We start from the raw sequence: 24,330 nt of genomic DNA, 5'->3' as shown, positions 1-24,330 counted from the left end.
CGCAGGTCACGGCCGCCAATGATCAGTTGTGGCTGTGCAGGATGTCGTTCAGGCCGCCCCAGACCGCGTTGTTCGGGCGGGCCTCGACCTTGCCGCTGACCGAGTTGCGGCGGAAGAGGATGTTGGAGGCGCCGTTGAGCTCGCGGGCCTTGACGATCTGGCCGTCGGGCATGGTGATGCGGGTGCCCGCGGTGATGTAGAGGCCGGCCTCGACCACGCACTCGTCGCCGAGCGCGATGCCGACGCCCGCCTCGGCGCCGATCAGGCAGCGCTCGCCGATGGAGATGATCACGTTGCCGCCGCCGGACAGGGTGCCCATGGTGGAGGCGCCGCCGCCGATGTCGGAGCCGTTGCCGACCACGACGCCCGCGGAGATCCGGCCCTCGACCATGGAGGTGCCGAGCGTGCCGGCGTTGAAGTTGACGAAGCCCTCGTGCATGACCGTGGTGCCCTCGGCGAGGTGCGCGCCGAGGCGGACCCGGTCGGCGTCGGCGATGCGTACGCCCTTGGGGGCGACGTAGTCCGTCATGCGCGGGAACTTGTCGATCGAGGTGACCTGGAGGTGCAGGCCCTCGGCGCGGGCGTTGAGCCGCACCTTCTCGATGTCGTCCACGGCGACCGGGCCGAGCGAGGTCCAGGCGACGTTGGCGAGGTGGCCGAAGATGCCGTCCAGGCTCTGGCCGTGCGGCTTGACCAGGCGGTGCGAGAGCAGGTGCAGGCGCAGGTAGACGTCGTGGGCGTCGAGCGGCTTCTCGTCGAGGGAGGCGATGACCGTGCGGACCGCGACCACCTCGACGCCCCGGCGGGCGTCCGGGCCGATCGCCGCGGTCGCGCCGCCGCCCAGCAGCTCGGCCGCCTGCTCGGCGGTGAGCCGCTCGGTGCCGGCCGGGCCCGGCTCCTCGACCAGTTCGGGGGCCGGGAACCAGGTGTCGAGAACGGTGCCGTCGGAGGCGAGGGTGGCAAGGCCGGCGGCGACGGCGCCGGTGGTGCGGGAAGCAGACTCGGTCATGGGGAAAACCTAACGTGAGCGGGGTCGTGAGGGCGAACCGCGTCTCACGTGCCGGGCGCGCCTTCAGGGGATCAGCCGAGCCAGCGCGGCGCGGGTGTACTCCTCGTCGTACGAACCGCCGGTCAGCAGCACCTGGAGGCTGATGCCGTCCATCAGGGCGAGCAGGGCGCGGGCCGTGACCGGGTCGGTGCGCCGGGCCAGCAGCGCCGCCGCGTCCTCGGTCCACTCGGCGGCGACGGGGCGCAGCGCGGGGCGCCGCAGGGCCGCGAGATACAGCTCGTACTCCAGCTCCACACCCGTACGGTCGCCGCCCAGCCACTCGCCGAGCGCGCCGGCGAGTTCCCCGGCGAGGTCGCCGTCGCCGTCCTGCTCCGGCAGCCGTTCGGCCAGCACCCTGGCGAAGTTCTCGTTCGCCTGCCGCAGCGCGGCCACCATCAGCTCTTCCAGGGTGGCGAAATGGTACGTCGTGGAACCGAGCGGGACGTCCGCCTCGGCGGCGACCGAGCGGTGGCTCAGACCGGCGATGCCGTCCCTGCCGACGACACGGATCGCCGCGTCGATGATGCGGCGGCGCCGGTCGGGGTCGTAGCGGCGCGGCATCAGTGGCTCGCCCCGCCCAGGTTCAGCACGACCACTCCCCCGATGATCAGCAGGATCCCGCCCACCTTGGCGATGCTCAGCCCCTCCCCGAAGAGCAGCAGGCCGAGGACGGCGATGGCCGCGGTGCCCACTCCGGACCAGATCGCGTACGCCGTGCCGATCTGGACGGTCTTCAGTGTGTGGGCGAGCAGCGCGAAGGAGACGAGGTAGCCCAGAGTCGTCACGAGCGAGGGCCAGAGCCGGCTGAACCCCTCGCTGTACTTCATCGCCGTCGTCGCGGCGACCTCGGCGGCTATGGCGCCGGCGAGCGTCAGGTATCCCATGTGTACGATCGTACACAGCGTTGTGTACGGCCGTACACATGCGTCTTCCGCACATACGAAAAGGGGCCCCGGCGTGCTGCCGTGGCCCCTTTTCGCAGGCTCTGCCTCAGACGTTGAAGCCGAGCGCCCGAAGCTGCTCGCGGCCGTCGTCCGTGATCTTGTCGGGGCCCCACGGGGGCATCCAGACCCAGTTGATGCGCAGCTCGTTGACGAGGCCGTCCGTGGCGGACTTGGCCTGGTCCTCGATGACGTCCGTCAGCGGGCAGGCCGCGGAGGTCAGGGTCATGTCGACGGTCGCGATGTTGGAGTCGTCGATGTGGATGCCGTAGATCAGGCCGAGGTTGACGACGTCGATGCCCAGCTCGGGGTCGACGACGTCCATCAGGGCCTCGCGCAGCTCCTCCTCGGAGGCCGGCTTCATCTCAGCGGTGTCGGTCATGCCGTCTTCCTTTCGGCGGCGGCGCCACCCAGCGCCTGGGCCGTCGCGTCCTTCCACGCCATCCAGCTCAGGAGGGCGCACTTGACCCGCGCGGGGTACTTGGAGACACCGGCGAACGCGACCGCGTCCTCCAGGATGTCCTCCATCGCCTCGTCCGGCTCGATCCTTCCCTTCGACTGCATCAGTTCCAGGAAGGTCTCCTGGATCTTCTGCGCCTCGGTCAGGTCCTTGCCGACCAGCAGCTCGTTCAGCACGGAGGCGGAGGCCTGGCTGATGGAGCAGCCCTGGCCCTCGTACGAGACGTCCGCGATCTTCGTGCCGTCGTACTTCACACGGAGGGTGATCTCGTCGCCGCACGTCGGGTTCACGTGGTGTACCTCGGCGTCGCCATCCCTCAGACCACGCCCATGGGGGTTCTTGTAGTGGTCCAGGATGACTTCCTGGTACATCGAATCCAGCTTCACGGTCTCAGCTCACGTCCCTCAGCCGAAGAAGTTCCGAACGTGCTCCAGCCCCTCGACCAGTGCGTCGATCTCGGCCGGCGTGGAGTACAGGTAGAACGACGCTCGCGTGGTCGCAGGAATTCCGTAGCGCAGGCAGACGGGCCGCGCGCAGTGGTGGCCGACGCGGACGGCGATGCCCTGCTCGTCCAGGACCTGGCCCACGTCGTGCGGGTGGATGTCACCGAGCGTGAAGGAGATCGCCGCGCCGCGGTCCTCGGCCGTCGTCGGGCCGATGATCCTGAGGTCCGGGACCTTCTGCAGGCGCTGGACCGCGTACTCGGTGAGCGCGTGCTCGTGGGCGAGGATCTTGTCCATGCCAATCGACTGGAGGTAGTCGATCGCGGCGCCGAGACCGACCGCCTGGGCGATCGGGGGCGTGCCCGCCTCGAACTTGTGCGGCGCCGGGGCGTACGTGGACGAGTGCATCGAGACGGTCTCGATCATCTCGCCGCCGCCCAGGAACGGGGGAAGGTCCTCCAGGAGCTCCTGGCGGCCCCACAGGACGCCGATGCCGGTCGGGCCGCACATCTTGTGACCGGTGAAGGCCACGAAGTCGGCCTGCAGGGCCTGTACGTCCAGCGGCATGTGCGGGGCGGCCTGGGAGGCGTCGATGCAGACCAGCGCGCCGACTTCCTGCGCGCGGCGCACTATCGCCTCGACCGGGTTGACCGTGCCCAGGATGTTCGACACCAGCACGAAGGAGACGATCTTCGTCTTCTCGGTGATGATCTCGTCGATGTTGGACAGGTCGAGCCGGCCGTCGTCGGTGAGGCCGAACCACTTCAGCTTCGCGCCCGTGCGCTGTGCCAGCAGCTGCCACGGCACGATGTTGGAGTGGTGCTCCATCTCCGTGATGACGATCTCGGTCTCGTGGTCCACCCGGTAGGGCTCGTCGGCCCAGCCCAGCATGTTCGCCACGAGGTTCAGCGACTCGGAGGCGTTCTTGGTGAAGATCACCTCGTCGCGGCTCGGCGCGTTGACGAACGCGGCGACCTTGTCGCGTGCGCCCTCGTACAGCGCCGTGGCCTCCTCGGCGAGCACATGCACACCGCGGTGGACGTTGGCGTTGTAGCGCTCGTAGTACTCGCTCAGGGCGTCCAGTACCTGACGCGGCTTCTGGCTGGTCGCCGCGTTGTCCAGGTACACGAGCTTCCTGCCGTCGTGGACGACGCGGTCCAGTACGGGGAAGTCCTTGCGGATCGCCTCGGTGTCGAGGAGGCCCGGCAGCTGTGTCACGCGGATGCGCCACCCTTCACGTATGCCTCGTAGCCCTCGTTCTCCAGCTTGTCCGCGAGCTCGGGGCCGCCGGACTCGACGATGCGGCCGCCGGCGAACACGTGGACGTGGTCGGGCTTGATGTAGCGCAGGATGCGCGTGTAGTGCGTGATCAGCAGGGTGCCGACCTCGCCGGTCTCGCGGACGCGGTTGACGCCCTCGGAGACGATGCGGAGCGCGTCGACGTCCAGGCCGGAGTCGGTCTCGTCGAGGATCGCGACCTTCGGCTTGAGCAGCTCCAGCTGAAGGATCTCGTGGCGCTTCTTCTCACCGCCGGAGAAGCCCTCGTTCACATTCCGCTCGGCGAAGGACGGGTCCATGTTGAGGCGTTCCATGGCCTCCTTGACCTCCTTCACCCAGGTGCGCAGCTTGGGGGCCTCGCCGCGGATGGCGGTGGCGGAGGTGCGCAGGAAGTTGGAGACCGAGACGCCGGGGACCTCGACCGGGTACTGCATCGCCAGGAACAGGCCCGCGCGGGCGCGCTCGTCGACGGACATCTCCAGGACGTCCTCGCCGTCGAGCAGCACGGTGCCGCTGGTGATCGTGTACTTCGGGTGACCCGCGAGCGAGTAGGCGAGGGTCGACTTGCCCGAGCCGTTGGGGCCCATGATGGCGTGCGTCTCGCCCTGCTTCACGGTGAGGTCGACGCCCTTGAGGATCTCCTTCGTGGCGTTGTCGGCCTCGACGGTGACGTGCAGGTCTCGGATTTCAAGCGTTGCCATGGGTGCCTCAGGACTCCTGGGTGACGGAGACGAGAACGTCGTCCCCTTCGATCTTTACGGGGTATACGGGGACGGGGCGCGTGGCCGGGAGGCCGGACGGCTTGCCGGTGCGCAGGTCGAAGGCGGAGCCGTGCAGCCAGCACTCGATCTGGCAGTCCTCCACCTCGCCCTCGGACAGCGAGACGTTCGCGTGGGAGCAGATGTCGTGGATCGCGAACACCTCCCCCTCGGTCTTGACGACCGAGACCGGCGTGCCGTCGAGTTCCACCCGCTTCGGGGTGTCCTCCTCCAGCTCGCTCAGCCCGCAGGCGCGTACGAAGGTCATGCGACCGAAGCCTCCAGCTCCTCTTCGATCTTGGCGAGCAGGCGCTCCTCGATGTCGGCGACACCGATCTGCTGGACGAGCCCGGCGAAGAAGCCGCGGACCACCAGACGGCGGGCCTCGTGCTCCGGGATGCCGCGGGCCATCAGGTAGAAGAGCTGCTCGTCGTCGAAGCGGCCGGTGGCGGAGGCGTGGCCGGCACCGACGATCTCGCCGGTCTCGATCTCCAGGTTCGGCACCGAGTCGACGCGCGCGCCGTCCGTGAGGACCAGGTTGCGGTTCATCTCGTAGGTGTCCGTGCCCTCGGCCTTGGCCTCGATGAGCACGTCGCCGATCCAGACCGCGTGCGCGTCGTCGCCCTGGAGCGCGCCCTTGTAGACGACGTTCGACTTGCAGTGCGGGGTGTTGTGGGTGACCAGCAGGCGGTGCTCCTGGTGCTGCCCGGCGTCGGTGAAGTACAGGCCGAACAGCTCGGCCTCGCCGCCGGTGCCGGCGTAGGCGACGCGCGGGTGCAGGCGTACGAGGTCGCCGCCGAAGGTGACCACGAACGACTTGAAGGTGGCGTCCCGGCCGATCAGCGCGTTGTGCTGGCCCACGTGCACGGCCTTGTCGTCCCAGTCCTGGACGGAGACGACGGTCAGCTTGGCACCGTCGCCCAGGACGTAGTCGACGTTGGCGGCGAGTACCGCGTCACCGGTGTGGTCGATGACGACGACGGCCTCGGCGAAGGCGCCCAGCTCGATCACCTGGTGGCCGTAGGCGACCCCGCCCTCGCCGTGCACGGCGATACGGATCGGCTCGGTGAGCACCGTCTCCTTGGGGACGGTGACCACGCCGGCCTGCTCGAAGGCGGAGTACGCCTGGGCGGCGACGCGGTCCACCGGGGTGCCGGCCCGGCCGATGCGGGCGTCGTCGCGGCCGACGGTCTCGACGGTCACGCCCTCGGGGGCCTGGACGTCCACCTTCACGCCGTCGCCGGTGGCGACCGCGGTGCCGTCGTGCAGCCCGCGCAGCCGCTCCAGCGGCGTGAACCGCCACTCCTCCTCACGTCCGTGGGGGACCGGGAAGTCCGCCACGTCGAAGGACGGGGGCGCGCTCATGCGCGAGACGACGGTCGACTCGGCGGCGACCGCGATCTGGCCCGCGGTGGTGGATCCCACGGGGATGTTCTGAGCCTCAGCCATGGCTGTCGGTCTGCTCTCTTTCCTGCGTCAGATTTCGCTAGCTGTCGTCCGGACCGCGGGTCTTAGCCGACCGCGCCTTCCATCTGCAGCTCGATCAGCCGGTTGAGCTCGAGGGCGTACTCCATGGGCAGCTCCTTGGCGATCGGCTCGACGAAGCCGCGCACGATCATCGCCATCGCCTCGAACTCGGTCAGACCGCGGCTCATCAGGTAGAAGAGCTGGTCCTCGGAGACCTTGGAGACGGTCGCCTCGTGCCCCATGGACACGTCGTCCTCGCGGACGTCGACGTAGGGGTACGTGTCGGAGCGGGAGATGGTGTCGACCAGCAGCGCGTCACACAGCACGTTGGACTTGGAGCCGTGGGCACCCTCGCCGATCTCGACCAGGCCGCGGTACGAGGTACGGCCGCCGCCGCGCGCCACCGACTTGGAGACGATGTTGGACGAGGTGTTCGGCGCCATGTGGACCATCTTGGAACCGGCGTCCTGGTGCTGGCCCTCGCCCGCGAAGGCGATGGACAGGGTCTCGCCCTTGGCGTGCTCGCCCATCAGGTAGACGGCCGGGTACTTCATCGTCACCTTGGAGCCGATGTTGCCGTCGATCCACTCCATGGTCGCGCCCTCGTAGGCCACGGCGCGCTTGGTGACCAGGTTGTAGACGTTGTTCGACCAGTTCTGGATGGTCGTGTAGCGGCAGCGGGCGTTCTTCTTGACGATGATCTCGACGACCGCGGAGTGCAGCGAGTCCGACTTGTAGATCGGGGCCGTGCAGCCCTCGACGTAGTGCACGTAGGCACCCTCGTCGACGATGATCAGGGTCCGCTCGAACTGGCCCATGTTCTCCGTGTTGATACGGAAGTAGGCCTGCAGCGGGATCTCGACGTGCACGCCCTTCGGCACGTAGATGAAGGAGCCGCCGGACCACACGGCGGTGTTCAGCGCGGCGAACTTGTTGTCACCGGCCGGGATGACCGTGCCGAAGTACTCCTTGAAGAGCTCCGGGTGCTCCTTCAGGGCGGTGTCGGTGTCGAGGAAGATGACGCCCTGCTCCTCCAGGTCCTCGCGGATCTGGTGGTAGACGACCTCCGACTCGTACTGGGCGGCGACACCGGCGACGAGGCGCTGCTTCTCGGCCTCCGGGATGCCCAGCTTGTCGTAGGTGTTCTTGATGTCCTCGGGCAGGTCCTCCCAGGACTCCGCCTGCTTCTCCGTGGAGCGCACGAAGTACTTGATGTTGTCGAAGTCGATGCCCGAGAGGTCGGAGCCCCAGTTCGGCATCGGCTTCTTCTCGAAGAGCTTCAGGCCCTTCAGGCGCAGCTTGGTCATCCACTCCGGCTCCGACTTCTTGCCGGAGATGTCGCGGACGACCTCCTCGTTCAGGCCGCGCCTGGCGGAGGCACCGGCCACGTCGGAGTCGGCCCAGCCGTATTCGTACTTGCCCAGGCCCTCGAGTTCGGGGTGGGCAGTCTCCGTGGGGAGAGTCATGCGGGGTTCCTCCCGGCCGTGCTTGCAGGTGCGTCAGTGGATGTCTTGGGGATGAACGTCGTGCAGACGCCGTCGCCGTGCGCGATGGTCGCCAGTCGCTGGACGTGGGTACCCAGCAGCTCCGCGAAGATCTCCGTCTCCGCCTCGCACAGCTGCGGGAACTGCTCCGCGACATGGGCGACCGGGCAGTGGTGCTGGCACAGCTGCTCGCCGACCGGTGCGCTGCGCGCCGTAGCAGCGTACCCGTCGACACTCAGGGCCTTGGCCAGCGCTTCCGCGCGTTTGTCGGGCGTCACGGCCTCGATCGCCTTGCGGTACGCGCGCGCCTGGGCGGTGATCCGGGCGCGGGCGAAGGCGGCGACCGCCTCGGGGCCGCCCCCCTGCTCGGCGATCCAGCGGAGCGCGTCCGCGGCGAGCTTGTCGTACGACTGGTCGAAGGCGTCGCGGCCGCAGTCGGTCAGCGCGAAGACCTTGGCGGGGCGGCCACGTGTGCGCGTGCCGTACACGCGCTGTTCGCGGGCCTCCACGACGTCGTCGGCGACCAGTGCGTCCAGGTGACGCCGGACGGCCGCCTGGGTCAGTCCCAGCCGGCCGGCGAGCTCGGCGACGGTCGACGGGCCGTGGTCCAGGATGGATCGCGCGACGCGGTTGCGCGTGGAGCGCTCACCGGTCGCGAGTTCCTCCTGCGGGGCCCCCAGGGGGGTCTCCCGAGCCTCGCCGACGTTTTTCACAACGCCATTGTTGCGTAATTCCGCGGAGCCTGACAAGCGCCGTCCGGATCATCGAGCGGTGCCCTGCGTCACTTAGGGATACCTAATCCGACCTGCGGAAACGATCTTTGATCGATCATTCGCGAGGCCCTGACCAGGCAAATCGGTGGCGGCGGACGGGTCCGTCGGGAAGACTCGCGAACCATGCCGACACCCCCTCCGACCGGCCCTCTCGTCACGCGCGACACCATCGCCGCACAGCTGCGTCTGCTGGGTGTGGAAACCGGCGAGATCCTCCTGGTGCACTCCTCCCTCCGCTCGCTCGGCTGGGTGAACGGAGGCGCCGTCGCGGTCGTCCAAGGTCTCCTCGACGCCCTCGGCCCGTCGGGCACGCTGGTCGTCCCGACCCAGTCGGCCGACCTGTCCGACCCGGCCGTGTGGGGGAACCCTCCGGTGCCCGAGGAGTGGTGGGACCGGATCCGCGCCACGATGCCCGCCTACGACCCGCTGATCACCCCCACCCGCGGCGTCGGCGTGGTCCCGGAGACCGTACGGACCTGGCCCGGCGCCCTGCGCAGCGCACACCCGCAGACCTCGTTCGCGGCGCTCGGCCCGCACGCGCGGGAGATCACCGGCGGCCACGCGCCCGACTGCCGGCTCGGCGAGCGCAGCCCGCTCGCCCGGCTGGAGAAGCTGGGCGCCCGGGTGCTGCTGCTGGGCGCCGGATACGACTCCTGCACCAGCTTCCACCTGGCCGAGTACCGCATCCCGTCCCCGCTGGCGGAGGTCGGCCGCCCGGCGCCGGGCGGCGGCTGGGAGACCGTGGTCGAGGTGTCGATCACCTCCGACCGCTTCGACGAACTGGGGCACGACTTCGAACGGGACCGTCCCGTGGTACGCGGAAGGGTCGGCGCCGCCGAGGCCCGGCTGTTCCCCGTCGCGGACGCCGTGGCCTACGCCGAGCGGTGGCTGGCCGTCCACCGGCCCCGTGAGGAGGAGATCTCCCACCCCCGCGCCTGACCGGCCCGGCGCTTCCCTAGACTCTGGACCCATGCGAAGCGAGCCCGTGGTTCAGGTCCAGGCCCTGGTGAAGCGGTACGGCACGAAGACCGCGGTGGACGGCCTCGACCTGGTGGCCGAGGCGGGCGTGACCGCCGTACTCGGTCCCAACGGGGCGGGGAAGACGACCACGGTCGAGTCCTGCGAGGGGTACCGGAAGCCGGATTCCGGCACGGTGCGGGTCCTGGGCCTCGACCCGGTGCGCCAGTCCGCCGAGCTGCGTCCCCGTATCGGTGTGATGCTCCAGTCCGGCGGCGTGTACTCCGGCGCCCGGGCCGACGAGATGCTGCGCCACGTGGCCAAGCTGCACGCGCATCCGCTGGACGTGGACGCGCTGATCGAGCGGCTGGGGCTGGGCGCCTGCGGGCGGACCGGCTACCGGCGGCTGTCCGGCGGCCAGCAGCAGCGGCTCGCACTCGCCATGGCCGTCGTGGGGCGCCCGGAACTGGTCTTCCTGGACGAGCCCACGGCCGGACTGGACCCGCAGGCCCGCCGGGCCACCTGGGACCTGGTGAAGGACCTGCGCGCGGACGGGGTCTCGGTGATCCTCACCACGCACTACATGGAAGAGGCCGAGCAGCTCGCCGACGACGTGGCCATCATCGACGGCGGCCGGGTCATCGCCCAGGGCTCCCCGGAGGAGCTGTGCAAGGGCGGCGCCGAGAACACCCTGCGCTTCACCGGCCGCCCCGGCCTCGACGTGGGCTCCCTGCTGAAGGCCCTCCCGGCCGACTGCACGGCCGCCGAGCTGACCCCGGGCAGCTACCGGGTCGTCGGCAAGGTCGACCCGCAGCTGCTGGCCACCGTGACCTCCTGGTGCGCCCAGCACGGAGTGATGCCGGACCGCATCTCGGTGGAGCGGCACACGCTGGAGGACGTTTTTCTGGAGCTCACAGGCAAGGAGCTGCGCTCGTGACGACCGCAACCGGTACGTACGCCCCCCAGCCGGGTGCGGCGCCCCTCCCCCGCATGATCGCGGCGCAGGCGGCGCTGGAGACGAAGATGCTGCTGCGCAACGGCGAGCAGCTGCTGCTGACGGTCGTCATCCCGACCCTGCTGCTGGTGCTCTTCAGCTCCGTGGACATCGTGGACACCGGCAAGGGCGAGGCGGTGGACTTCCTGGCCCCCGGCATCCTGGCGCTGGCCGTGATGTCGACGGCGTTCACCGGGCAGGCCATCGCGACCGGCTTCGAGCGCCGCTACGGCGTACTCAAGCGGCTCGCCTCCTCGCCACTGCCCCGCTGGGCCCTGATGACCGCCAAGACGGCGTCCGTGCTGGTCACCGAGGTTCTCCAGGTGATCCTGCTGACGGTGATCGCCTTCGCGCTGGGCTGGTCCCCGCACGGCAACCCCGCCGCCGTCCTGCTCCTGCTCGTCCTCGGTACGGCCGCCTTCTCCGGGCTCGGGCTGCTGATGGCGGGCACGCTGAAGGCGGAGGCGACCCTGGCCGCCGCCAACCTGGTCTTCCTGCTGCTGCTCGTCGGCGGCGGCGTCATCGTGCCGCTGGACAAGTTCGGCCCGGCCGCACAGCACGTGCTCGGGATGCTGCCCATCTCCGCGCTGTCGGACGGCTTGCGGGACGTGCTCCAGCACGGAGCCGGGATGCCCTGGGGCGACCTGGGGATCCTGGCGGTGTGGGCGGTCGTCGGACTGGCCGCCGCGGGAAGGTTCTTCCGCTGGGAGTGAGCCGTACGGTGGACCCTCGTGAAAGTGTGCACAAGCGGCGGCCTACGATGGTGTCCGTGCCCAAGCTGAACCCCGCCGACGCCGTAGCGGCTCTGCGCAACCCGCTCGCCTTCATCGCCGACCACTGGACTCCGCAGCCCCGGACCGTCCAGCGGGCGGCCCTCGCCGCGCTCGTGATGTCGGTGGTCATCGTCGTCACCGGCGGTGTCGTCCGGTTGACCGCCTCGGGCCTCGGCTGCCCGACCTGGCCCGAGTGCACCGACGGCTCGCTCACACCGACGAGCGCGCTGAGCTACCACAGCGCGATCGAGTTCGGCAACCGGATGCTGACGTACGTGCTGTGCGCCGCGGTCGGCTGGGCGATCATCGCCGCGCGCTCCGAGAAGCCGTACCGACGCAGCCTGACCCGGCTGGGCTGGGCGCAGTTCTGGCTGGTGATGAGCAACGCGGTCATCGGCGGCATCGTGGTGCTGGTGGGCCTGAACCCGTACACCGTCGCGGTCCACTTCCTGTCGGCGACGGCTCTGGTCGCGGTCGCCGCGGTGATGTGGCAGCGCACCCGCGAGGGCGACGGAGCGCCCCGGCCGCTGGTCGGCACGGCCGTACGGCAGCTGGTGTGGTTCCTGGTGGCCGCGTCCCTGCTGCTCGTCGTCGCCGGCACGGTGGTGACCGGAGCCGGGCCGCACGCGGGTGACTCCAGCGAGGTCAAGCGGATCCCCATCGACTGGGAGACCGTGGCCAAGCTGCACGCGGTGCTCGCGTGGATCGTGGTGACGCTGACGTTCGCGCTGTGGTTCGTGCTGAAGGCGGTGGACGCGCCGCGGGGGCCGCTGGCGCGGACACGGGAGCTGTTCCTGATCCTGCTCGGTCAGGGCGTGATCGGTTACGTGCAGTACTTCACCCATCTGCCCGGGCTGCTGGTCGCGCTGCACATGTTCGGCTCCTGCCTGGTGTGGATCGGCGTCCTGCGCGTCCTGATGGCGCTCCGCGAGCGCCCGCAGGACACCCTCGACCTGCCCGGTCCCTCGGCCGAGGTGACCGTGGGCACGCGCGCGTGAGTCACGCGTACGCGGTGACCAGCGCGTCGTGACGTCCTCGCCCTCGGCGCGAGCGCCGAGGGCCGCCCGGAGCACCGCCGTACAGCACGCGTCCGTGCGCCCGGGTGACGTGCGGGCGGCCGGTGTCGGCGGGGGTGCCGGCGACGAGACACGGACGGCTCACCCCAGTCCGTAGACCCGGCGCGCGTTGTCCGCCGCGACCATGCGGGCCACCCGCTGGGCGTCCTCCAGCGACCAGGCGCCGTCGGCGACCCAGGTGCCCAGGATCCGGCTCAGGGCCTCGCGGAAGAGGCGGGCTCCGACGACGTGCAGCTCGGGCAGCCCGTGGGCGCCGGTGGAGAAGAGGATCTTGCCGAAGGGGGCCAGCTCCAGGATCTCGGCGAGGACCGTGGCCGCGCGGGCGCCGGTACGCACGAGTCCGGCGCCGGAGTCGGTGTAGACGTGCGGGAAGACCCCGGCCAGATGGGCGGCGTGGCGGTGGTACGGATAGCCGTGCAGCAGGATCAGGTCGGTACCGAGGCCGGCTGTGGCCCGGACGAAGTCGGTGAGCAGCACGGGGTCGGTGCGGTCGATGCGGGAGCCCGGCTCGCCGAGCCCGGCGTGCAGTTGCAGGGGCAGGCCCGAGGCGACCGCGATCCACAGCAGGTGCCGGAGCAGCACAGGGTCGGTGAGCGCGCCGCCGACCCGCCGCCCGGCCAGCCAGCGGCCCGCCGCGCCCCGCACCTCCCCCGGTCCCGGCGGCTCGGGCGCGAGGGCCAGGCCGTGTCTGAGGCCGGCGACGGAGGTGAAGGCGACGGCGTCCGCGGCGGCGCCGTGGACGGACTCGGCGAGGTTGGCGAGGAAGGACTCGACGGTGCCCGACGTGTCGGCGACCTGCTCCGCGAGCAGCTCCAGGCGGACGATCTCACGGGCCTGGGCACCGCCGTCACAGGCCATCTCGGCGGGGCCGGTGAGATCGCCGGGCAGGCCGGTGTCGACGAGGTACGTGGTGATACCGCTGCCGCGCAGCAGCCTGCGGCCCGTTTCCAGGACGCCCAGTTCGCGGCGCCGGGCCAGATAGCGGGCGGGCGGGCAGTGCGGTTCGAGGCCGAGCAGGGGCGGGCACCAGCGCCGTACGGCGAAGCCCGTCTGGGTGTCGAAGAGGGTGGTGCCGGGCGCGGGTGGGCCCTCGGTGCGGGCCAGCTGGGCCTCGAAGGTGCCGAGGCCCAGTTCCGTCCGCAGTACGCCGTGGCAGTACTGGTCCACGAGGGACGGCGTTTCGATCATCCGAGGCTCCCCGCGTGCGCTGGCTTGACCGGCCTAACGGGTGAACGGGGTTCGAGGTCGCGGATGAGCTCGGGACTGTTCGTAGTTCGGCGGCCGCGGGTCGTCTTTGGTTACTCGCGCCCACGCGGCGGAGCCGCACATCGACACGGCCCCGCGCCTCTTCGGCGCGCCGGTCAGCCGCCGATCTGCATGCCGGCCATGCGCTTCCACTCGTACTGCCCGGTCGTCACCTTCGCGGCGAACTCGCCGTCGAAGGACTCGTGGACGGTGATGCCGGACTTCTCGACGGCCTTCTCGGCGATCTCGGTGCTGGGGGCCACGAGGTCGCCCCAGCCGCCGTCCTCGCCCACGAGCACGATACGGGCGCCGCGCTCGCCGATGTGGGCCACCTGGCCCTCGGCGCCGCCGTGGGCCTTGGCGAAGGTGCTGATCTGGTGGGCGAGCTTCGCCGCCGTGCGCTCGGCCTTCGGGTCAACCTGCTGCGTGTCTGCCATGACCAGGATGCTACTCACGAGTAGATCGACTGGCGAGAGCGGACCTGTGTGACGTGCGTCAGCGCAGGAACGGGTCCACCGCGACCGCGACGAACAGGATCGACACATAGGTGATCGACCAGTGGAACAGCCGCATCTCCTTCAGCTTCACGCCCGTCACCTCGGCCTTCGCCCGGTTCTGCAGACCGTGCGCCTCCCAGAGCCAGTAACCGCCGGCCGCCACGGCGACCGCCGTGTAGAACCAGCCGGTGTAGCCGAGCGGGGTGGGGAGCAGCGAGACCAGGACCATCACCCAGCTGTAGATGACGATCTGCCGGGCGACGACCTTGTTGGAGGCGATGACCGGCAGCATCGGCACGCCCACGCGCGCGTAGTCCTCCTTGACCTTCATGGACAGCGGCCAGTAGTGCGCCGGCGTCCAGAAGAACATGACGAGGAAGAGGATGACCGGCGCCCAGGACATCGAGTTCGTGACCGACGACCAGCCGATGAGGACCGGGAGGCAGCCGGCGATGCCGCCCCACACGATGTTCTGCGACGTACGCCGCTTGAGGATCATCGTGTAGACGACGACGTAGAAGAGGAGCGCTCCGAGCGACAGCCAGGCGCTCAGCCAGTTGACGGTGAGGCCGAACAGCAGCGTCGAGACGACGGCGAGGGTGATGCCGAAGGCCAGGCACTCGGGCGGGCTGACCATGCCGGTCACCAGCGGCCGCTGCGAGGTGCGGTCCATCAGGGCGTCGATGTCGCGGTCGATGTACATGTTGAGCGCGTTGGCGCCGCCCGCCGAGAGGTAACCGCCCACGCAGGTCAGCAGGACCAGCTTCAGGTCCGGCACGCCCTGCTGCGCCAGGAACATCACCGGAACGGTGGTGATGAGCAGCAGCTCGATGATCCGCGGCTTGGTCAGAGCCACGAACGCCTTGACACGGGCCCCGAACGGCCGGTGAACCGGGCCTTGGCTCGCACCACCCAGCACGCCCGCTGGACGTGATTCGACGGCCGTCACGCACACCCCTGACAGAGACATCCCAGCAAGCCCCCCCCGTGTGAAGTCCCGGTAAAGGCTCGCGCGTACCACGCCACTTTAGACGTTGCCCATACCCCGGCCTTCGCGGGGGTGGGGTCGTGTTGGCGGCCCCCATGAGAGGGGCCCCATAAGAGGGGCCCCGGCACTCGATTGAGCGCTCAGATGTCAGTGTCCGTATTCATGTGCCGAATACGGCGTTCGGCCAGTCGGGAGGCGGATCCGACGGAGTCCCGGCAGTCTGGAAACACTCGAAAAAATGCACGTCCTCACAGGGGTAGGCTCGGCAGCGGCCGGCGGGCAGAAGCACGCCGGCGGCCGGGTGGGCGCATGCCCCGAAGACCGGCGACCGACATGTGGAGAGGAGCCCTGACCCAGGGTGAGCACCAAGCCGACCACCACAGACCTTGAGTGGACCGACCTGGACCAGCGGGCCGTGGACACCGCCCGTGTCCTGGCCGCCGACGCCGTACAGAAGGTCGGCAACGGCCATCCCGGTACGGCGATGAGCCTGGCTCCGGCCGCCTACACCCTCTTCCAGAAGGTGATGCGGCACGACCCGGCCGACCCGCAGTGGGTGGGCCGCGACCGCTTCGTGCTGTCCGCCGGCCACTCGTCCCTGACCCTCTACACCCAGCTGTACCTGGCCGGCTTCGGCCTGGAGCTGGACGACCTGAAGGCCTTCCGCACCTGGGGTTCGAAGACCCCGGGCCACCCGGAGTACGGGCACACCCAGGGCGTGGAGACCACCACCGGTCCGCTCGGGCAGGGTGTGGCCAACGCGGTGGGCATGGCGATGGCGGCCCGCTACGAGCGCGGTCTGTTCGACCCGGACGCCCCGCAGGGCGAGTCCCCGTTCGACCACTTCGTCTACTGCATCGCCGGTGACGGCTGTCTGCAGGAGGGCATCTCCGCCGAGGCGTCCTCGCTGGCCGGGCACCAGAAGCTGGGCAATCTGATCCTGCTGTGGGACGACAACCACATCTCGATCGAGGGCGACACCGAGACGGCCGTCTCCGAGGACACGGTCAAGCGGTACGAGGCGTACGGCTGGCATGTGCAGCGGGTGGAGGCCCAGGCCAACGGCGACCTGGACCCGGTCGCGATCCACGCCGCCATCCAGGAGGCGAAGGCCGTCACCGACCGGCCCTCCTTCATCGCGATGCGCTCCATCATCGCCTGGCCCGCCCCGAACGCGCAGAACACCGAGGCCGCGCACGGCTCGGCGCTGGGCGAGGAGGAGGTCGCGGCCACCAAGCGTGTCCTCGGCTTCGACCCGGAGCAGACCTTCGAGGTCTCCGACGAGGTGATCGGCCACACCCGCAAGGCCCTGGAGCGCGGTGCCCAGGCGAAGGCCGAGTGGGAGAAGTCCCTGCAGCTGTGGCGGGACGACAACCCGGAGCGCGCGGCCGAGTTCGACCGCATCAGCGCGGGTGAGCTGCCCACCGGCTGGGAGGAGAAGATTCCGGTCTTCGAGCCCGGCAAGGCCATCGCCACGCGCGCCGCCTCGGGCAAGGTGCTGCAGGCGCTGGGCGCGGTGATCCCCGAGCTGTGGGGCGGCTCCGCCGACCTGGCCGGGTCGAACAACACCACCATCGACAAGGACAGCTCCTTCCTTCCCGAGGGCAACCCGCTGCCGGAGGCGAACCCCTACGGCCGCACGATCCACTACGGCATCCGCGAGCACTCCATGGGCGCCGAGATGAACGGCATCGCCCTGCACGGGAACACCCGGATCTACGGCGGCACCTTCCTCGTCTTCTCCGACTACATGCGCAACGCGGTGCGCCTGTCGGCCCTGATGCACCTGCCGGTGACGTACGTGTGGACGCACGACTCCATCGGCCTCGGCGAGGACGGCCCCACCCACCAGCCCGTCGAGCACCTGGCCTCGCTGCGCGCCATCCCGGGCCTGAACATCGTCCGCCCGGCCGACGCGAACGAGACCGCGATCGCCTGGCGCGAGATCCTGAGGCGCTACACCAAGGAGTTCGGCAAGGGCCAGCCGCACGGTCTGGCGCTGACCCGTCAGGGCGTGCCGACCTACGAGCCCAACGAGGACGCGGCCCGTGGCGGCTACGTCCTGTTCGAGGCCGAGGGCGGGGAGGCCCAGGTCATCCTGATCGCCACCGGTTCCGAGGTGCACGTGGCCGTCGAGGCGCGCGAGCAGCTGCAGGCCGGGGGCGTGCCCACGCGGGTCGTGTCCATGCCGTCGGTCGAGTGGTTCGAGCAGCAGGACCAGGGGTACCGGGACTCCGTGCTGCCGCCGTCCGTCAAGGCCCGGGTGGCCGTGGAGGCGGGCATCGGGCTGACCTGGCACAAGTACGTGGGGGATGCCGGCCGCATCGTTTCCCTGGAGCACTTCGGTGCTTCCGCCGACGGCAAGGTCCTCTTCCGCGAGTTCGGTTTCACTGCGGAGAATGTGGCCGCCAAGGCCCGGGAATCCCTCACCGCCGCCCAGCGCTGACGCTCATATACGACACGTAGGAGATGTAATTCCATGACAGACGCACTCAAGCGCCTCTCCGAGGAAGGCGTCGCGATCTGGCTGGACGACCTGTCGCGCAAGCGGATCACGTCCGGCAACCTCGCCGAGCTGATCGACCAGCAGCACGTCGTGGGCGTCACCACCAACCCGACGATCTTCCAGAAGGCGATCTCCGCCGGCGACGGCTACGAGCAGCAGCTCTCCGACCTCGCCGCCCGCAAGGTCACCGTCGAAGAGGCCATCCGCATGATCACCACGGCGGACGTCCGCGACGCCGCCGACATCCTGCGGCCGGTCTTCGACGCCACCGGCGGCAAGGACGGCCGGGTCTCCATCGAGGTCGACCCGCGCCTGGCGCACAACACGAAGGCCACCGTCGCCGAGGCGAAGCAGCTGGCCTGGCTGGTGGACCGGCCCAACACCCTGATCAAGATCCCGGCCACCCAGGCGGGTCTGCCGGCGATCACCGAGACGATCGGCCTCGGCATCAGCGTCAACGTCACCCTGATCTTCTCCCTGGAGCGGTACCGGGCCGTCATGGACGCCTACCTCTCCGGCCTGGAGAAGGCCAAGGAGCGCGGCCTGGACCTGTCGCTGATCCACTCCGTGGCGTCCTTCTTCGTGTCCCGCGTGGACACCGAGATCGACAAGCGCCTGAACGGGATCGGCACCGACGAGGCCAAGGCGCTGCGCGGCAAGGCCGCCGTCGCCAACGCGCGTCTCGCGTACCAGGCGTACGAGGAGGTCTTCTCCTCGGACCGCTGGCAGGCGCTGGAGAACGCGGGCGCCAACAAGCAGCGTCCGCTGTGGGCGTCGACCGGTGTGAAGGACCCGGCGTACCCGGACACCCTGTACGTCACCGAGCTGGTCGCCCCGAACACGGTCAACACCATGCCGGAGGCCACGCTGGAGGCCACCGAGGACCACGGCGAGATCTCCGGTGACACCGTCGCCGGCACCTACGCGCAGGCGCGTGCCGACCTGGACGCGCTGGAGAAGCTCGGCGTCTCGTACGACGACGTCGTGCAGGTGCTGGAGGACGAGGGCGTCGAGAAGTTCGAGGCGTCCTGGAACGACCTGCTGAAGTCCACCCAGGCGGAGCTCGAGCGCCTCGCCCCTTCGGAGGGCTGACTTGTCACCCCTTTCCGGTTCCGGAGCGAACCCGCTTCGTGACCCGGCCGACCGACGGCTCCCGCGGATCGCGGGGCCGTCGGGTCTGGTCATCTTCGGTGTCACGGGCGACCTGTCGCGCAAGAAGCTGATGCCCGCGGTGTACGACCTCGCCAACCGGGGTCTGCTGCCGCCGGGCTTCTCGCTGGTGGGCTTCGCCCGCCGCGACTGGGAGCACGAGGACTTCGCCGAGGTCGTGCACGACGCGGTGAAGGAGCACTCCCGCACACCGTTCCGTGAGGAGGTCTGGCAGCAGCTCATCCAGGGGATGCGCTTCGTCCAGGGCACCTTCGACGACGACGACGCCTTCGACCGGCTGCGCGCCACCATCGAGGAGCTGGACAAGGCACAGGGCACGGGCGGCAACTTCGCCTTCTACCTGTCGGTGCCGCCGCGCTCCTTCCCGGTGGTCATCCAGCAGCTGAAGAAGCACGGGCTGGCCGACCAGTCGGGCGGTTCCTGGCGGCGCGCGGTCATCGAGAAGCCGTTCGGCCACGACCTGGAGTCGGCCGAGGAGCTGAACAAGGTCGTGCACGAGGTGTTCTCGTCGGACCAGGTGTTCCGGATCGACCACTACCTCGGCAAGGAGACCGTCCAGAACATCCTGGCGCTGCGCTTCGCCAACACGATGTTCGAGCCGATCTGGAACCGGTCGTTCGTGGACCACGTGCAGATCACCATGGCCGAGGACATCGGCATCGGCGGCCGGGCCGGTTACTACGACGGCATCGGCGCCGCCCGTGACGTCATCCAGAACCACCTGCTCCAGCTCATGGCCCTCACGGCCATGGAGGAGCCGGCCTCCTTCGGCGCGGACGCGCTGGCCGCGGAGAAGGAGAAGGTGCTCGGCGCGGTACGGCTGCCCAGGGACCTGGGCCGCAGCACCGTGCGCGGGCAGTACGCGGGCGGCTGGCAGGGCGGCGAGAAGGTCATCGGCTACCTCGAAGAGGAGGGCATCGACCCGAAGTCGAAGACCGACACGTACGCGGCGATCAAGCTGGAGATCGACAACCGCCGCTGGGCGGGCGTCCCCTTCTACCTGCGCACCGGCAAGCGCCTCGGCCGCCGGGTGACGGAGATCGCCGTCGTCTTCCAGCGGGCCCCGCACTCCCCCTTCGACACCACGGCGACGGAGGAGCTGGGCCAGAACGCGATCGTCATCCGGGTCCAGCCGGACGAGGGCGTGACCGTGCGGTTCGGCTCCAAGGTGCCGGGCACCTCGATGGAGATCCGGGACGTCTCCATGGACTTCGCGTACGGCGAGTCGTTCACGGAGTCCAGCCCGGAGGCGTACGAGCGGCTGATCCTGGACGTCCTGCTCGGCGACGCCAACCTCTTCCCGCGCACGGAGGAGGTCGAGCTGTCCTGGAAGATCCTCGACCCGATCGAGGAGTACTGGGACAAGCACGGCAGGCCCGCGCAGTACAAGTCGGGCACGTGGGGCCCCGCCGAGGCGGACGAGATGCTCGCACGAGACGGACGGAGCTGGCGCCGGCCATGAAGATAGACCTGACCGACACCACCGCCGGAGAGATCAACAAGGCGCTCGTGCAGGGCCGTCGCGCCATCGGCACGCCCGCCGTCGGCATGGTCCTCACCCTCGTCATCGTCACCGACGAGGAGAACGCCTACGACGCCCTGAAGGCCGCCAACGAAGCGTCGCGCGAGCACCCTTCGCGCACGCTGGTGGTCATCAAGCGGGTCTCCCGCTCCCCGCGCGACCGCACGTCCTCGCGGCTGGACGCCGAGGTGCGGGTGGGCGCGGACGCGGGCACCGGCGAGACGGTGGTCCTGCGGCTGTACGGCGAGGTCGTCGACCACGCCGACTCGGTCGTCCTGCCGCTGCTGCTGCCGGACGCGCCGGTCGTCGTGTGGTGGCCGGTGAACGCCCCGGTGGACCCGGCGAAGGACCCGCTGGGCGCGCTCGCCCAGCGCCGGGTCACCGACACCTACGCCGCCGAGCAGCCGGTGCGGGAGCTGTCCGCCCGCGCGGAGGCCTACACACCCGGCGACACCGACCTGTCCTGGACCCGGATCACGCCGTGGCGCTCCATGCTCGCGGCGGCCCTGGACCAGGTGGTCTGTGAGGTGAAGGGCGTCGAGGTGGAGGGCGAGGAGTTCAATCCGAGCTGTGAGCTGCTGGCGATGTGGCTCGCGGACCGGCTGGACGTACCGGTGAAGCGCTCGCTGTCCTCGGGCCCGGGCCTCACGGCCGTCCGCATGGACACCGACTGCGGGCCGATCGTGCTGGACCGGGCGGACGGCTCGCTCGCCACGCTGTCCATCGAGGGCCAGCCGGCCCGCGCGGTGGCGCTGAAGCGGCGGGAGACCGCCGAGCTGATCGCGGAGGAGTTGCGCCGGCTCGACCCGGACGACACCTACGCGTCGGCACTGCGCTATGGCGTGGAGCGGCTGAACACGGTTCCGGAGCAGTCTGTTCAGGAACCGGTGGCCGAGGCGCAGCCCGTGGCGGAAGCGGCCAAGGCACCGGCGAAGAAGGCCGCGGCCAAGACCGCGAAGAAGGCACCGGCGAGGAAGGCGGCGGCGAAGTGAGCACTCCGCAGCTGGTCGTCCACCGCGACAAGGAACTGATGGCGCGGGCCGCCGCGGCCCGCCTGATCACGAAGATCGTGGACGCGCAGGCCTCCCGGGGCACCGCGTCCGTGGTCCTCACGGGCGGGCGCAACGGCAACGGCCTGCTGGCCGCGCTGGCGGCGGCGCCCGCGCGGGACGCCATCGACTGGGGCCGCCTCGACCTGTGGTGGGGCGACGAGCGCTACCTCCCCGAGGGCGACCCCGAGCGCAATGTCACGCAGGCCCGCGAGGCGCTGCTGGACTCCGTCCCGCTGGACCCGGAGCGCGTGCACGCCATGCCCGCCTCCGACGGCCCGTACGGCAAGGACGTCGATGCGGCGGCCGAGGCGTACGCGACGGAGCTGGCGAAGGCGGCCGGACCCGAGAACCACGGTTCGGTGCCCACCTTCGACGTCCTGATGCTGGGTGTCGGCCCGGACACCCATGTGGCCTCCCTCTTCCCGGAGCATCCGGGGGTCCGGGAGACGGAACGCACGGTGATCGGCGTCCGCGGTGCCCCCAAGCCCCCGCCGACCCGGGTCTCCCTCACCCTCCCGGCGATCCGGTCGGCCCGCGAGGTGTGGCTCCTCGCGGCCGGCGAGGACAAGGCGGAGGCCGCGGCCATCGCCCTGTCGGGCGCCGGTGAGATCCAGGCACCGGCGGCGGGGGCGTACGGCCGTGCCCGCACCCTGTGGCTGCTGGATGCGGCTGCGGCTTCCCAGCTGCCCCGGTCGCTGTATCCGCCCGCGTCGCCGTGAGGCACGTGCGGCGGGAGAGGACGGCGGGAGCTCCGGTTCCCGCCGTCGCTCATTTCACCGACCCCGCCATCACACCCTGCACGAAGTGCCGCTGGAAGGCGAAGAACACCACCACCGGCACGATCAGGGACAGGAACGCGCCCGGCGCCAGGACGTCGATGTTGCTGCCGAACTGCCGGATCTGTGACTGGAGTTGCACGGTCAGCGGCTGGGAGGAACTGTCGGCGAAGAGCAGGGCGACCAGCATGTCGTTCCAGACCCAGAGGAACTGGAAGATCGCGAGCGAGGCGATCGCCGGGCGCCCCACCGGCAGGACAAGCCGGGTGAAGATGCGCCACTCGCTGCCGCCGTCCATCCGCGCCGCCTCCAGCATCTCCTTCGGCATCTCCGCGAAGTAGTTGCGCAGCAGGAACACCGCGAACGGCAGCCCGTACGCCACGTGGAACAGGACGACACCGGGGATCGTGCCGAACAGGCCCAGGGCGCCGAAGAGTTTGGCCACCGGCAGCAGGCCGATCTGGACCGGCACCACCAACAGGGCCACCACCAGCAGGAAGAGCGGTTCCCGCAGCGGGAAGTCCAGCCAGGCGAAGGCGTATCCGGCGAGGGCGGCGATCACCACGACGAGGGTCGTGGCCGGTACCGAGATCAGGACCGTGTTCCAGAAGGCCTGCGTCATCCCGGAGTTCTTCAGCAGCGCCGAGTAGTTGTCGAAGGACAGCTGGCCGGGGCTCGCCAGGGCCGTCCACCAGCCGCCCTTCGCCGTGTCCTGCGCCGAGCGCAGGGAGGACAGGAACAGTCCCGCGAGCGGGGTCAGCCAGACCAGGCCGATGACCACGAGGACGGCCTGGACGAGACCGTTGCCCAGGGAGCGGCGTAGCGCGTTCATCGCTGACTCCTCATCGTTGACTGCTGCGGAAACGGCGGACGTTGAAGACCATCGCGGGGATCACCAGGAGCAGGAGCAGCACGCCGAGGGCGCTGCCGAGGCCCTGGTTGTTGCCGCCGCCGAAGGACACGAGCCACATCTGGGTGGCGAGGACGGTGGCGTCCTCCTGCACGGGTCCGGGCGCGATGATGTAGACGAGGTCGAAGACCTTCATCACGTTGATCACGAGGGTCACGAAGACCACGGTGAGCACGGGTGCGAGCAGCGGGACCGTGATCCGGCGGAAGATCTGCCACTCGTTCGCGCCGTCCATCCGGGCCGCCTCCAGCGCGTCCCGGGGCAGCGTGGACAGGCCCGCGCCGATCAGGACCATCGCGAAGCCGGTCCAGATCCACAGGTACGCGCCGATGATCGCCGGGGTGACGAGGGTCGGCCCGAGCCAGGAGACGCCTTGGTAGGGCGGCGCGAAGTTGGACTCCGGGAGCTTCACCGTGTACGGGCCCGCGTGCAGCCCGGAGAAGCGGAAGGAACCGTCGGCCGCGGTCGTCGTGCTCGCGACCGTGGCGCCGTCCCGCACCGCCTCGACCTTCATGCCGGGCAGCCCGCTCTCCTTCGGGTCGACCTTGCCCGGTCTGCCGCCCCCGCCGGGGGTGAAGTCCAGGTAGACGACACCGCGCAGTTCGCCGGAGGCGGCCTTCTCCGCCGCCGCGGGCCGGGCGGGCGCGGCGCTGCCGGGCAGGTCCTTGGGCAGGACGCCGACCATCGGGAGGGCGACCGAGTGGCCGCTGGAGGCGGTCGCACCCCAGGAGCCGTCCTTGTCCTGGGTCAGCAGACCCGCACGGCCCCGGGCCGTCGGATACGACGACGAGCCCTTGAAGGCGTCGTGGACGGAGACCACGGCCGCGTTGAGCACGCCCTTGTTCGGGTCCGCGTCGTAGGCGAGCCGGAAGATGATGCCGGCGGCGAGGAAGGACACGGCCATCGGCATGAAGAGCAGCAGCTTGAACGCCGTGGCCCAGCGGACCTTCTCCACCAGGACGGCCAGGATCAGACCGAGGCCGGTGAGCAGGGCCGGGGCCACCACCACCCAGATGGTGGTGTTGCGGATGGCCTTCAGGGTGGCCGGGTCGCGGAACATCTCGGCGTAGTTGCCGCCGCCGACGAACCGGGTGCCGGAGGCGTCGAAGAAGCTGCGGCCGACGGAGAACAGCACCGGGTAGACGACGAGCGCGCCCAGCAGGAGCAGGGCGGGGAAGACGAAGAGCAGGGCGATCAGCCGGGCGCGCCGCC

Annotated in this window: 25 protein-coding genes; 9 read left to right on the top strand and 16 right to left on the bottom strand. The window is 70.1% G+C overall.

The window, feature by feature from the left end:
- Positions 1–22 precede the first annotated feature (22 nt).
- From dapD to ACWC94_RS25165, 11 genes are all read right to left on the bottom strand, one after another.
- Positions 23–1,009: a 2,3,4,5-tetrahydropyridine-2,6-dicarboxylate N-succinyltransferase gene (gene dapD / locus ACWC94_RS25215; RefSeq protein ID WP_450799227.1), complete on the bottom strand. Its 987-nt coding sequence runs from the start codon at positions 1,007–1,009 to the stop codon at positions 23–25.
- Positions 1,010–1,072: 63 nt separating this feature from the next.
- Positions 1,073–1,609 (bottom strand): TetR/AcrR family transcriptional regulator, encoded by a 537-nt coding sequence (locus ACWC94_RS25210; RefSeq protein WP_450799225.1) that lies wholly within the window; start codon positions 1,607–1,609, stop codon positions 1,073–1,075.
- A complete protein-coding gene (locus tag ACWC94_RS25205; protein ID WP_450799223.1) occupies positions 1,609–1,932 on the bottom strand; it encodes a DMT family transporter in 324 nt (107 codons plus the stop codon). The genes ACWC94_RS25210 and ACWC94_RS25205 overlap by 1 nt, the downstream gene beginning before the upstream one ends.
- A 106-nt stretch (positions 1,933–2,038) precedes the next feature.
- Positions 2,039–2,371 (bottom strand): metal-sulfur cluster assembly factor, encoded by a 333-nt coding sequence (locus ACWC94_RS25200; protein ID WP_030792219.1) that lies wholly within the window; start codon positions 2,369–2,371, stop codon positions 2,039–2,041.
- Positions 2,368–2,835, bottom strand: coding sequence for a Fe-S cluster assembly sulfur transfer protein SufU (gene sufU / locus ACWC94_RS25195; protein WP_450799221.1), 468 nt, complete (start codon positions 2,833–2,835; stop codon positions 2,368–2,370). Before sufU ends, ACWC94_RS25200 begins: the two co-directional genes overlap by 4 nt.
- Before the next feature lie 18 nt (positions 2,836–2,853).
- A complete protein-coding gene (locus ACWC94_RS25190) occupies positions 2,854–4,110 on the bottom strand; it encodes a cysteine desulfurase (RefSeq protein ID WP_450799219.1) in 1,257 nt (418 codons plus the stop codon).
- On the bottom strand, positions 4,107–4,871 hold the full coding sequence (gene sufC, locus ACWC94_RS25185; protein WP_073892537.1) for a Fe-S cluster assembly ATPase SufC: 765 nt from the start codon (positions 4,869–4,871) through the stop codon (positions 4,107–4,109). The genes ACWC94_RS25190 and sufC overlap by 4 nt, the downstream gene beginning before the upstream one ends.
- 7 nt (positions 4,872–4,878) lie before the next feature.
- Entirely contained in the window at positions 4,879–5,196 is a 318-nt protein-coding gene (locus ACWC94_RS25180; protein ID WP_039655354.1) for a non-heme iron oxygenase ferredoxin subunit, read from the bottom strand.
- Complete coding sequence (gene sufD, locus ACWC94_RS25175) at positions 5,193–6,377, bottom strand: Fe-S cluster assembly protein SufD (RefSeq protein WP_450799217.1); 1,185 nt, start codon at positions 6,375–6,377, stop codon at positions 5,193–5,195. Before sufD ends, ACWC94_RS25180 begins: the two co-directional genes overlap by 4 nt.
- A gap of 62 nt (positions 6,378–6,439) precedes the next feature.
- Positions 6,440–7,861: a Fe-S cluster assembly protein SufB gene (gene sufB, locus ACWC94_RS25170; protein WP_031166078.1), complete on the bottom strand. Its 1,422-nt coding sequence runs from the start codon at positions 7,859–7,861 to the stop codon at positions 6,440–6,442.
- Complete coding sequence (locus ACWC94_RS25165) at positions 7,858–8,592, bottom strand: helix-turn-helix transcriptional regulator (protein WP_450799215.1); 735 nt, start codon at positions 8,590–8,592, stop codon at positions 7,858–7,860. The genes sufB and ACWC94_RS25165 overlap by 4 nt, the downstream gene beginning before the upstream one ends.
- Before the next feature lie 183 nt (positions 8,593–8,775).
- On the opposite strand from ACWC94_RS25165, the gene ACWC94_RS25160 reads away from it, so the two are divergent.
- From ACWC94_RS25160 to ACWC94_RS25145, 4 genes are read left to right on the top strand one after another with little or no spacing between them, the layout of a single operon-like run.
- On the top strand, positions 8,776–9,591 hold the full coding sequence (locus tag ACWC94_RS25160) for an aminoglycoside N(3)-acetyltransferase (RefSeq protein WP_450799214.1): 816 nt from the start codon (positions 8,776–8,778) through the stop codon (positions 9,589–9,591).
- A 31-nt stretch (positions 9,592–9,622) separates the two neighbouring features.
- The gene (locus ACWC94_RS25155) at positions 9,623–10,546 is read left to right on the top strand and encodes an ABC transporter ATP-binding protein (protein ID WP_450799212.1); all 924 of its coding nucleotides are present in this window, start codon (positions 9,623–9,625) and stop codon (positions 10,544–10,546) included.
- Positions 10,547–10,599: 53 nt separating this feature from the next.
- Entirely contained in the window at positions 10,600–11,316 is a 717-nt protein-coding gene (locus tag ACWC94_RS25150) for an ABC transporter permease (RefSeq protein WP_450799418.1), read from the top strand.
- 47 nt (positions 11,317–11,363) lie between these two features.
- The gene (locus ACWC94_RS25145; protein WP_450799210.1) at positions 11,364–12,374 is read left to right on the top strand and encodes a COX15/CtaA family protein; all 1,011 of its coding nucleotides are present in this window, start codon (positions 11,364–11,366) and stop codon (positions 12,372–12,374) included.
- Between the two features lie 159 nt (positions 12,375–12,533).
- On the opposite strand, the gene ACWC94_RS25140 is transcribed toward ACWC94_RS25145, so the two are convergent.
- The 3 genes from ACWC94_RS25140 to ACWC94_RS25130 all read right to left on the bottom strand — a co-directional run bounded on the left by ACWC94_RS25140 (position 12,534) and on the right by ACWC94_RS25130 (position 15,149).
- Positions 12,534–13,640, bottom strand: a complete 1,107-nt coding sequence (locus tag ACWC94_RS25140; RefSeq protein WP_450799208.1) for an amidohydrolase family protein — start codon at positions 13,638–13,640, stop codon at positions 12,534–12,536.
- Positions 13,641–13,813: 173 nt separating this feature from the next.
- Positions 13,814–14,134: a hypothetical protein gene (locus ACWC94_RS25135; protein WP_450799206.1), complete on the bottom strand. Its 321-nt coding sequence runs from the start codon at positions 14,132–14,134 to the stop codon at positions 13,814–13,816.
- 58 nt (positions 14,135–14,192) lie between these two features.
- The gene (locus ACWC94_RS25130) at positions 14,193–15,149 is read right to left on the bottom strand and encodes a heme o synthase (RefSeq protein WP_450799416.1); all 957 of its coding nucleotides are present in this window, start codon (positions 15,147–15,149) and stop codon (positions 14,193–14,195) included.
- A 391-nt stretch (positions 15,150–15,540) separates the two neighbouring features.
- On the opposite strand from ACWC94_RS25130, the gene tkt reads away from it, so the two are divergent.
- Genes tkt through pgl form a run of 5 tightly spaced genes read left to right on the top strand, consistent with a single transcriptional unit; the run spans position 15,541 to position 22,151 of the window.
- Positions 15,541–17,628 (top strand): transketolase, encoded by a 2,088-nt coding sequence (gene tkt, locus ACWC94_RS25125; protein WP_450799204.1) that lies wholly within the window; start codon positions 15,541–15,543, stop codon positions 17,626–17,628.
- A gap of 33 nt (positions 17,629–17,661) precedes the next feature.
- Positions 17,662–18,780 (top strand): transaldolase, encoded by a 1,119-nt coding sequence (gene tal / locus ACWC94_RS25120; protein ID WP_450799202.1) that lies wholly within the window; start codon positions 17,662–17,664, stop codon positions 18,778–18,780.
- Between the two features lies 1 nt (position 18,781).
- Positions 18,782–20,320: a glucose-6-phosphate dehydrogenase gene (gene zwf / locus ACWC94_RS25115; RefSeq protein ID WP_450799200.1), complete on the top strand. Its 1,539-nt coding sequence runs from the start codon at positions 18,782–18,784 to the stop codon at positions 20,318–20,320.
- Positions 20,317–21,372, top strand: a complete 1,056-nt coding sequence (opcA, locus tag ACWC94_RS25110; protein ID WP_450799198.1) for a glucose-6-phosphate dehydrogenase assembly protein OpcA — start codon at positions 20,317–20,319, stop codon at positions 21,370–21,372. Before zwf ends, opcA begins: the two co-directional genes overlap by 4 nt.
- Positions 21,369–22,151, top strand: coding sequence for a 6-phosphogluconolactonase (gene pgl / locus ACWC94_RS25105; RefSeq protein ID WP_450799196.1), 783 nt, complete (start codon positions 21,369–21,371; stop codon positions 22,149–22,151). Before opcA ends, pgl begins: the two co-directional genes overlap by 4 nt.
- A 49-nt stretch (positions 22,152–22,200) precedes the next feature.
- On the opposite strand, the gene ACWC94_RS25100 is transcribed toward pgl, so the two are convergent.
- Positions 22,201–23,040, bottom strand: coding sequence for a carbohydrate ABC transporter permease (locus ACWC94_RS25100; RefSeq protein WP_450799194.1), 840 nt, complete (start codon positions 23,038–23,040; stop codon positions 22,201–22,203).
- Positions 23,041–23,050: 10 nt separating this feature from the next.
- Positions 23,051–24,330: carbohydrate ABC transporter permease (locus tag ACWC94_RS25095; protein WP_450799190.1), on the bottom strand; the 1,280-nt coding region annotated here is incomplete at its 5' end.

The organism is Streptomyces sp. NPDC001135, assembly GCF_053598395.1.
This window is presented reverse-complemented; position numbering and strand designations above follow the sequence as displayed.

Excerpts from the sequence above, each read along its gene's own strand:
- sufD (WP_450799217.1), bottom strand. The coding sequence starts at position 6,377 with ATGGCTGAGGCTCAGAACATCCCCGTGGGATCCACCACCGCGGGCCAG.
- tal (WP_450799202.1), top strand. The coding sequence starts at position 17,662 with ATGACAGACGCACTCAAGCGCCTCTCCGAGGAAGGCGTCGCGATCTGG.
- ACWC94_RS25140 (WP_450799208.1), bottom strand. The coding sequence starts at position 13,640 with ATGATCGAAACGCCGTCCCTCGTGGACCAGTACTGCCACGGCGTACTG.
- ACWC94_RS25145 (WP_450799210.1), top strand. The coding sequence starts at position 11,364 with ATGGTGTCCGTGCCCAAGCTGAACCCCGCCGACGCCGTAGCGGCTCTG.
- ACWC94_RS25210 (WP_450799225.1), bottom strand. The coding sequence starts at position 1,609 with ATGCCGCGCCGCTACGACCCCGACCGGCGCCGCCGCATCATCGACGCG.
- dapD (WP_450799227.1), bottom strand. The coding sequence starts at position 1,009 with ATGACCGAGTCTGCTTCCCGCACCACCGGCGCCGTCGCCGCCGGCCTT.
- ACWC94_RS25100 (WP_450799194.1), bottom strand. The coding sequence starts at position 23,040 with ATGAACGCGCTACGCCGCTCCCTGGGCAACGGTCTCGTCCAGGCCGTC.
- sufB (WP_031166078.1), bottom strand. The coding sequence starts at position 7,861 with ATGACTCTCCCCACGGAGACTGCCCACCCCGAACTCGAGGGCCTGGGC.
- sufC (WP_073892537.1), bottom strand. The coding sequence starts at position 4,871 with ATGGCAACGCTTGAAATCCGAGACCTGCACGTCACCGTCGAGGCCGAC.
- opcA (WP_450799198.1), top strand. The coding sequence starts at position 20,317 with ATGAAGATAGACCTGACCGACACCACCGCCGGAGAGATCAACAAGGCG.
- ACWC94_RS25160 (WP_450799214.1), top strand. The coding sequence starts at position 8,776 with ATGCCGACACCCCCTCCGACCGGCCCTCTCGTCACGCGCGACACCATC.
- ACWC94_RS25155 (WP_450799212.1), top strand. The coding sequence starts at position 9,623 with ATGCGAAGCGAGCCCGTGGTTCAGGTCCAGGCCCTGGTGAAGCGGTAC.
- ACWC94_RS25205 (WP_450799223.1), bottom strand. The coding sequence starts at position 1,932 with ATGGGATACCTGACGCTCGCCGGCGCCATAGCCGCCGAGGTCGCCGCG.
- ACWC94_RS25135 (WP_450799206.1), bottom strand. The coding sequence starts at position 14,134 with ATGGCAGACACGCAGCAGGTTGACCCGAAGGCCGAGCGCACGGCGGCG.
- ACWC94_RS25150 (WP_450799418.1), top strand. The coding sequence starts at position 10,600 with ATGATCGCGGCGCAGGCGGCGCTGGAGACGAAGATGCTGCTGCGCAAC.
- ACWC94_RS25180 (WP_039655354.1), bottom strand. The coding sequence starts at position 5,196 with ATGACCTTCGTACGCGCCTGCGGGCTGAGCGAGCTGGAGGAGGACACC.
- ACWC94_RS25200 (WP_030792219.1), bottom strand. The coding sequence starts at position 2,371 with ATGACCGACACCGCTGAGATGAAGCCGGCCTCCGAGGAGGAGCTGCGC.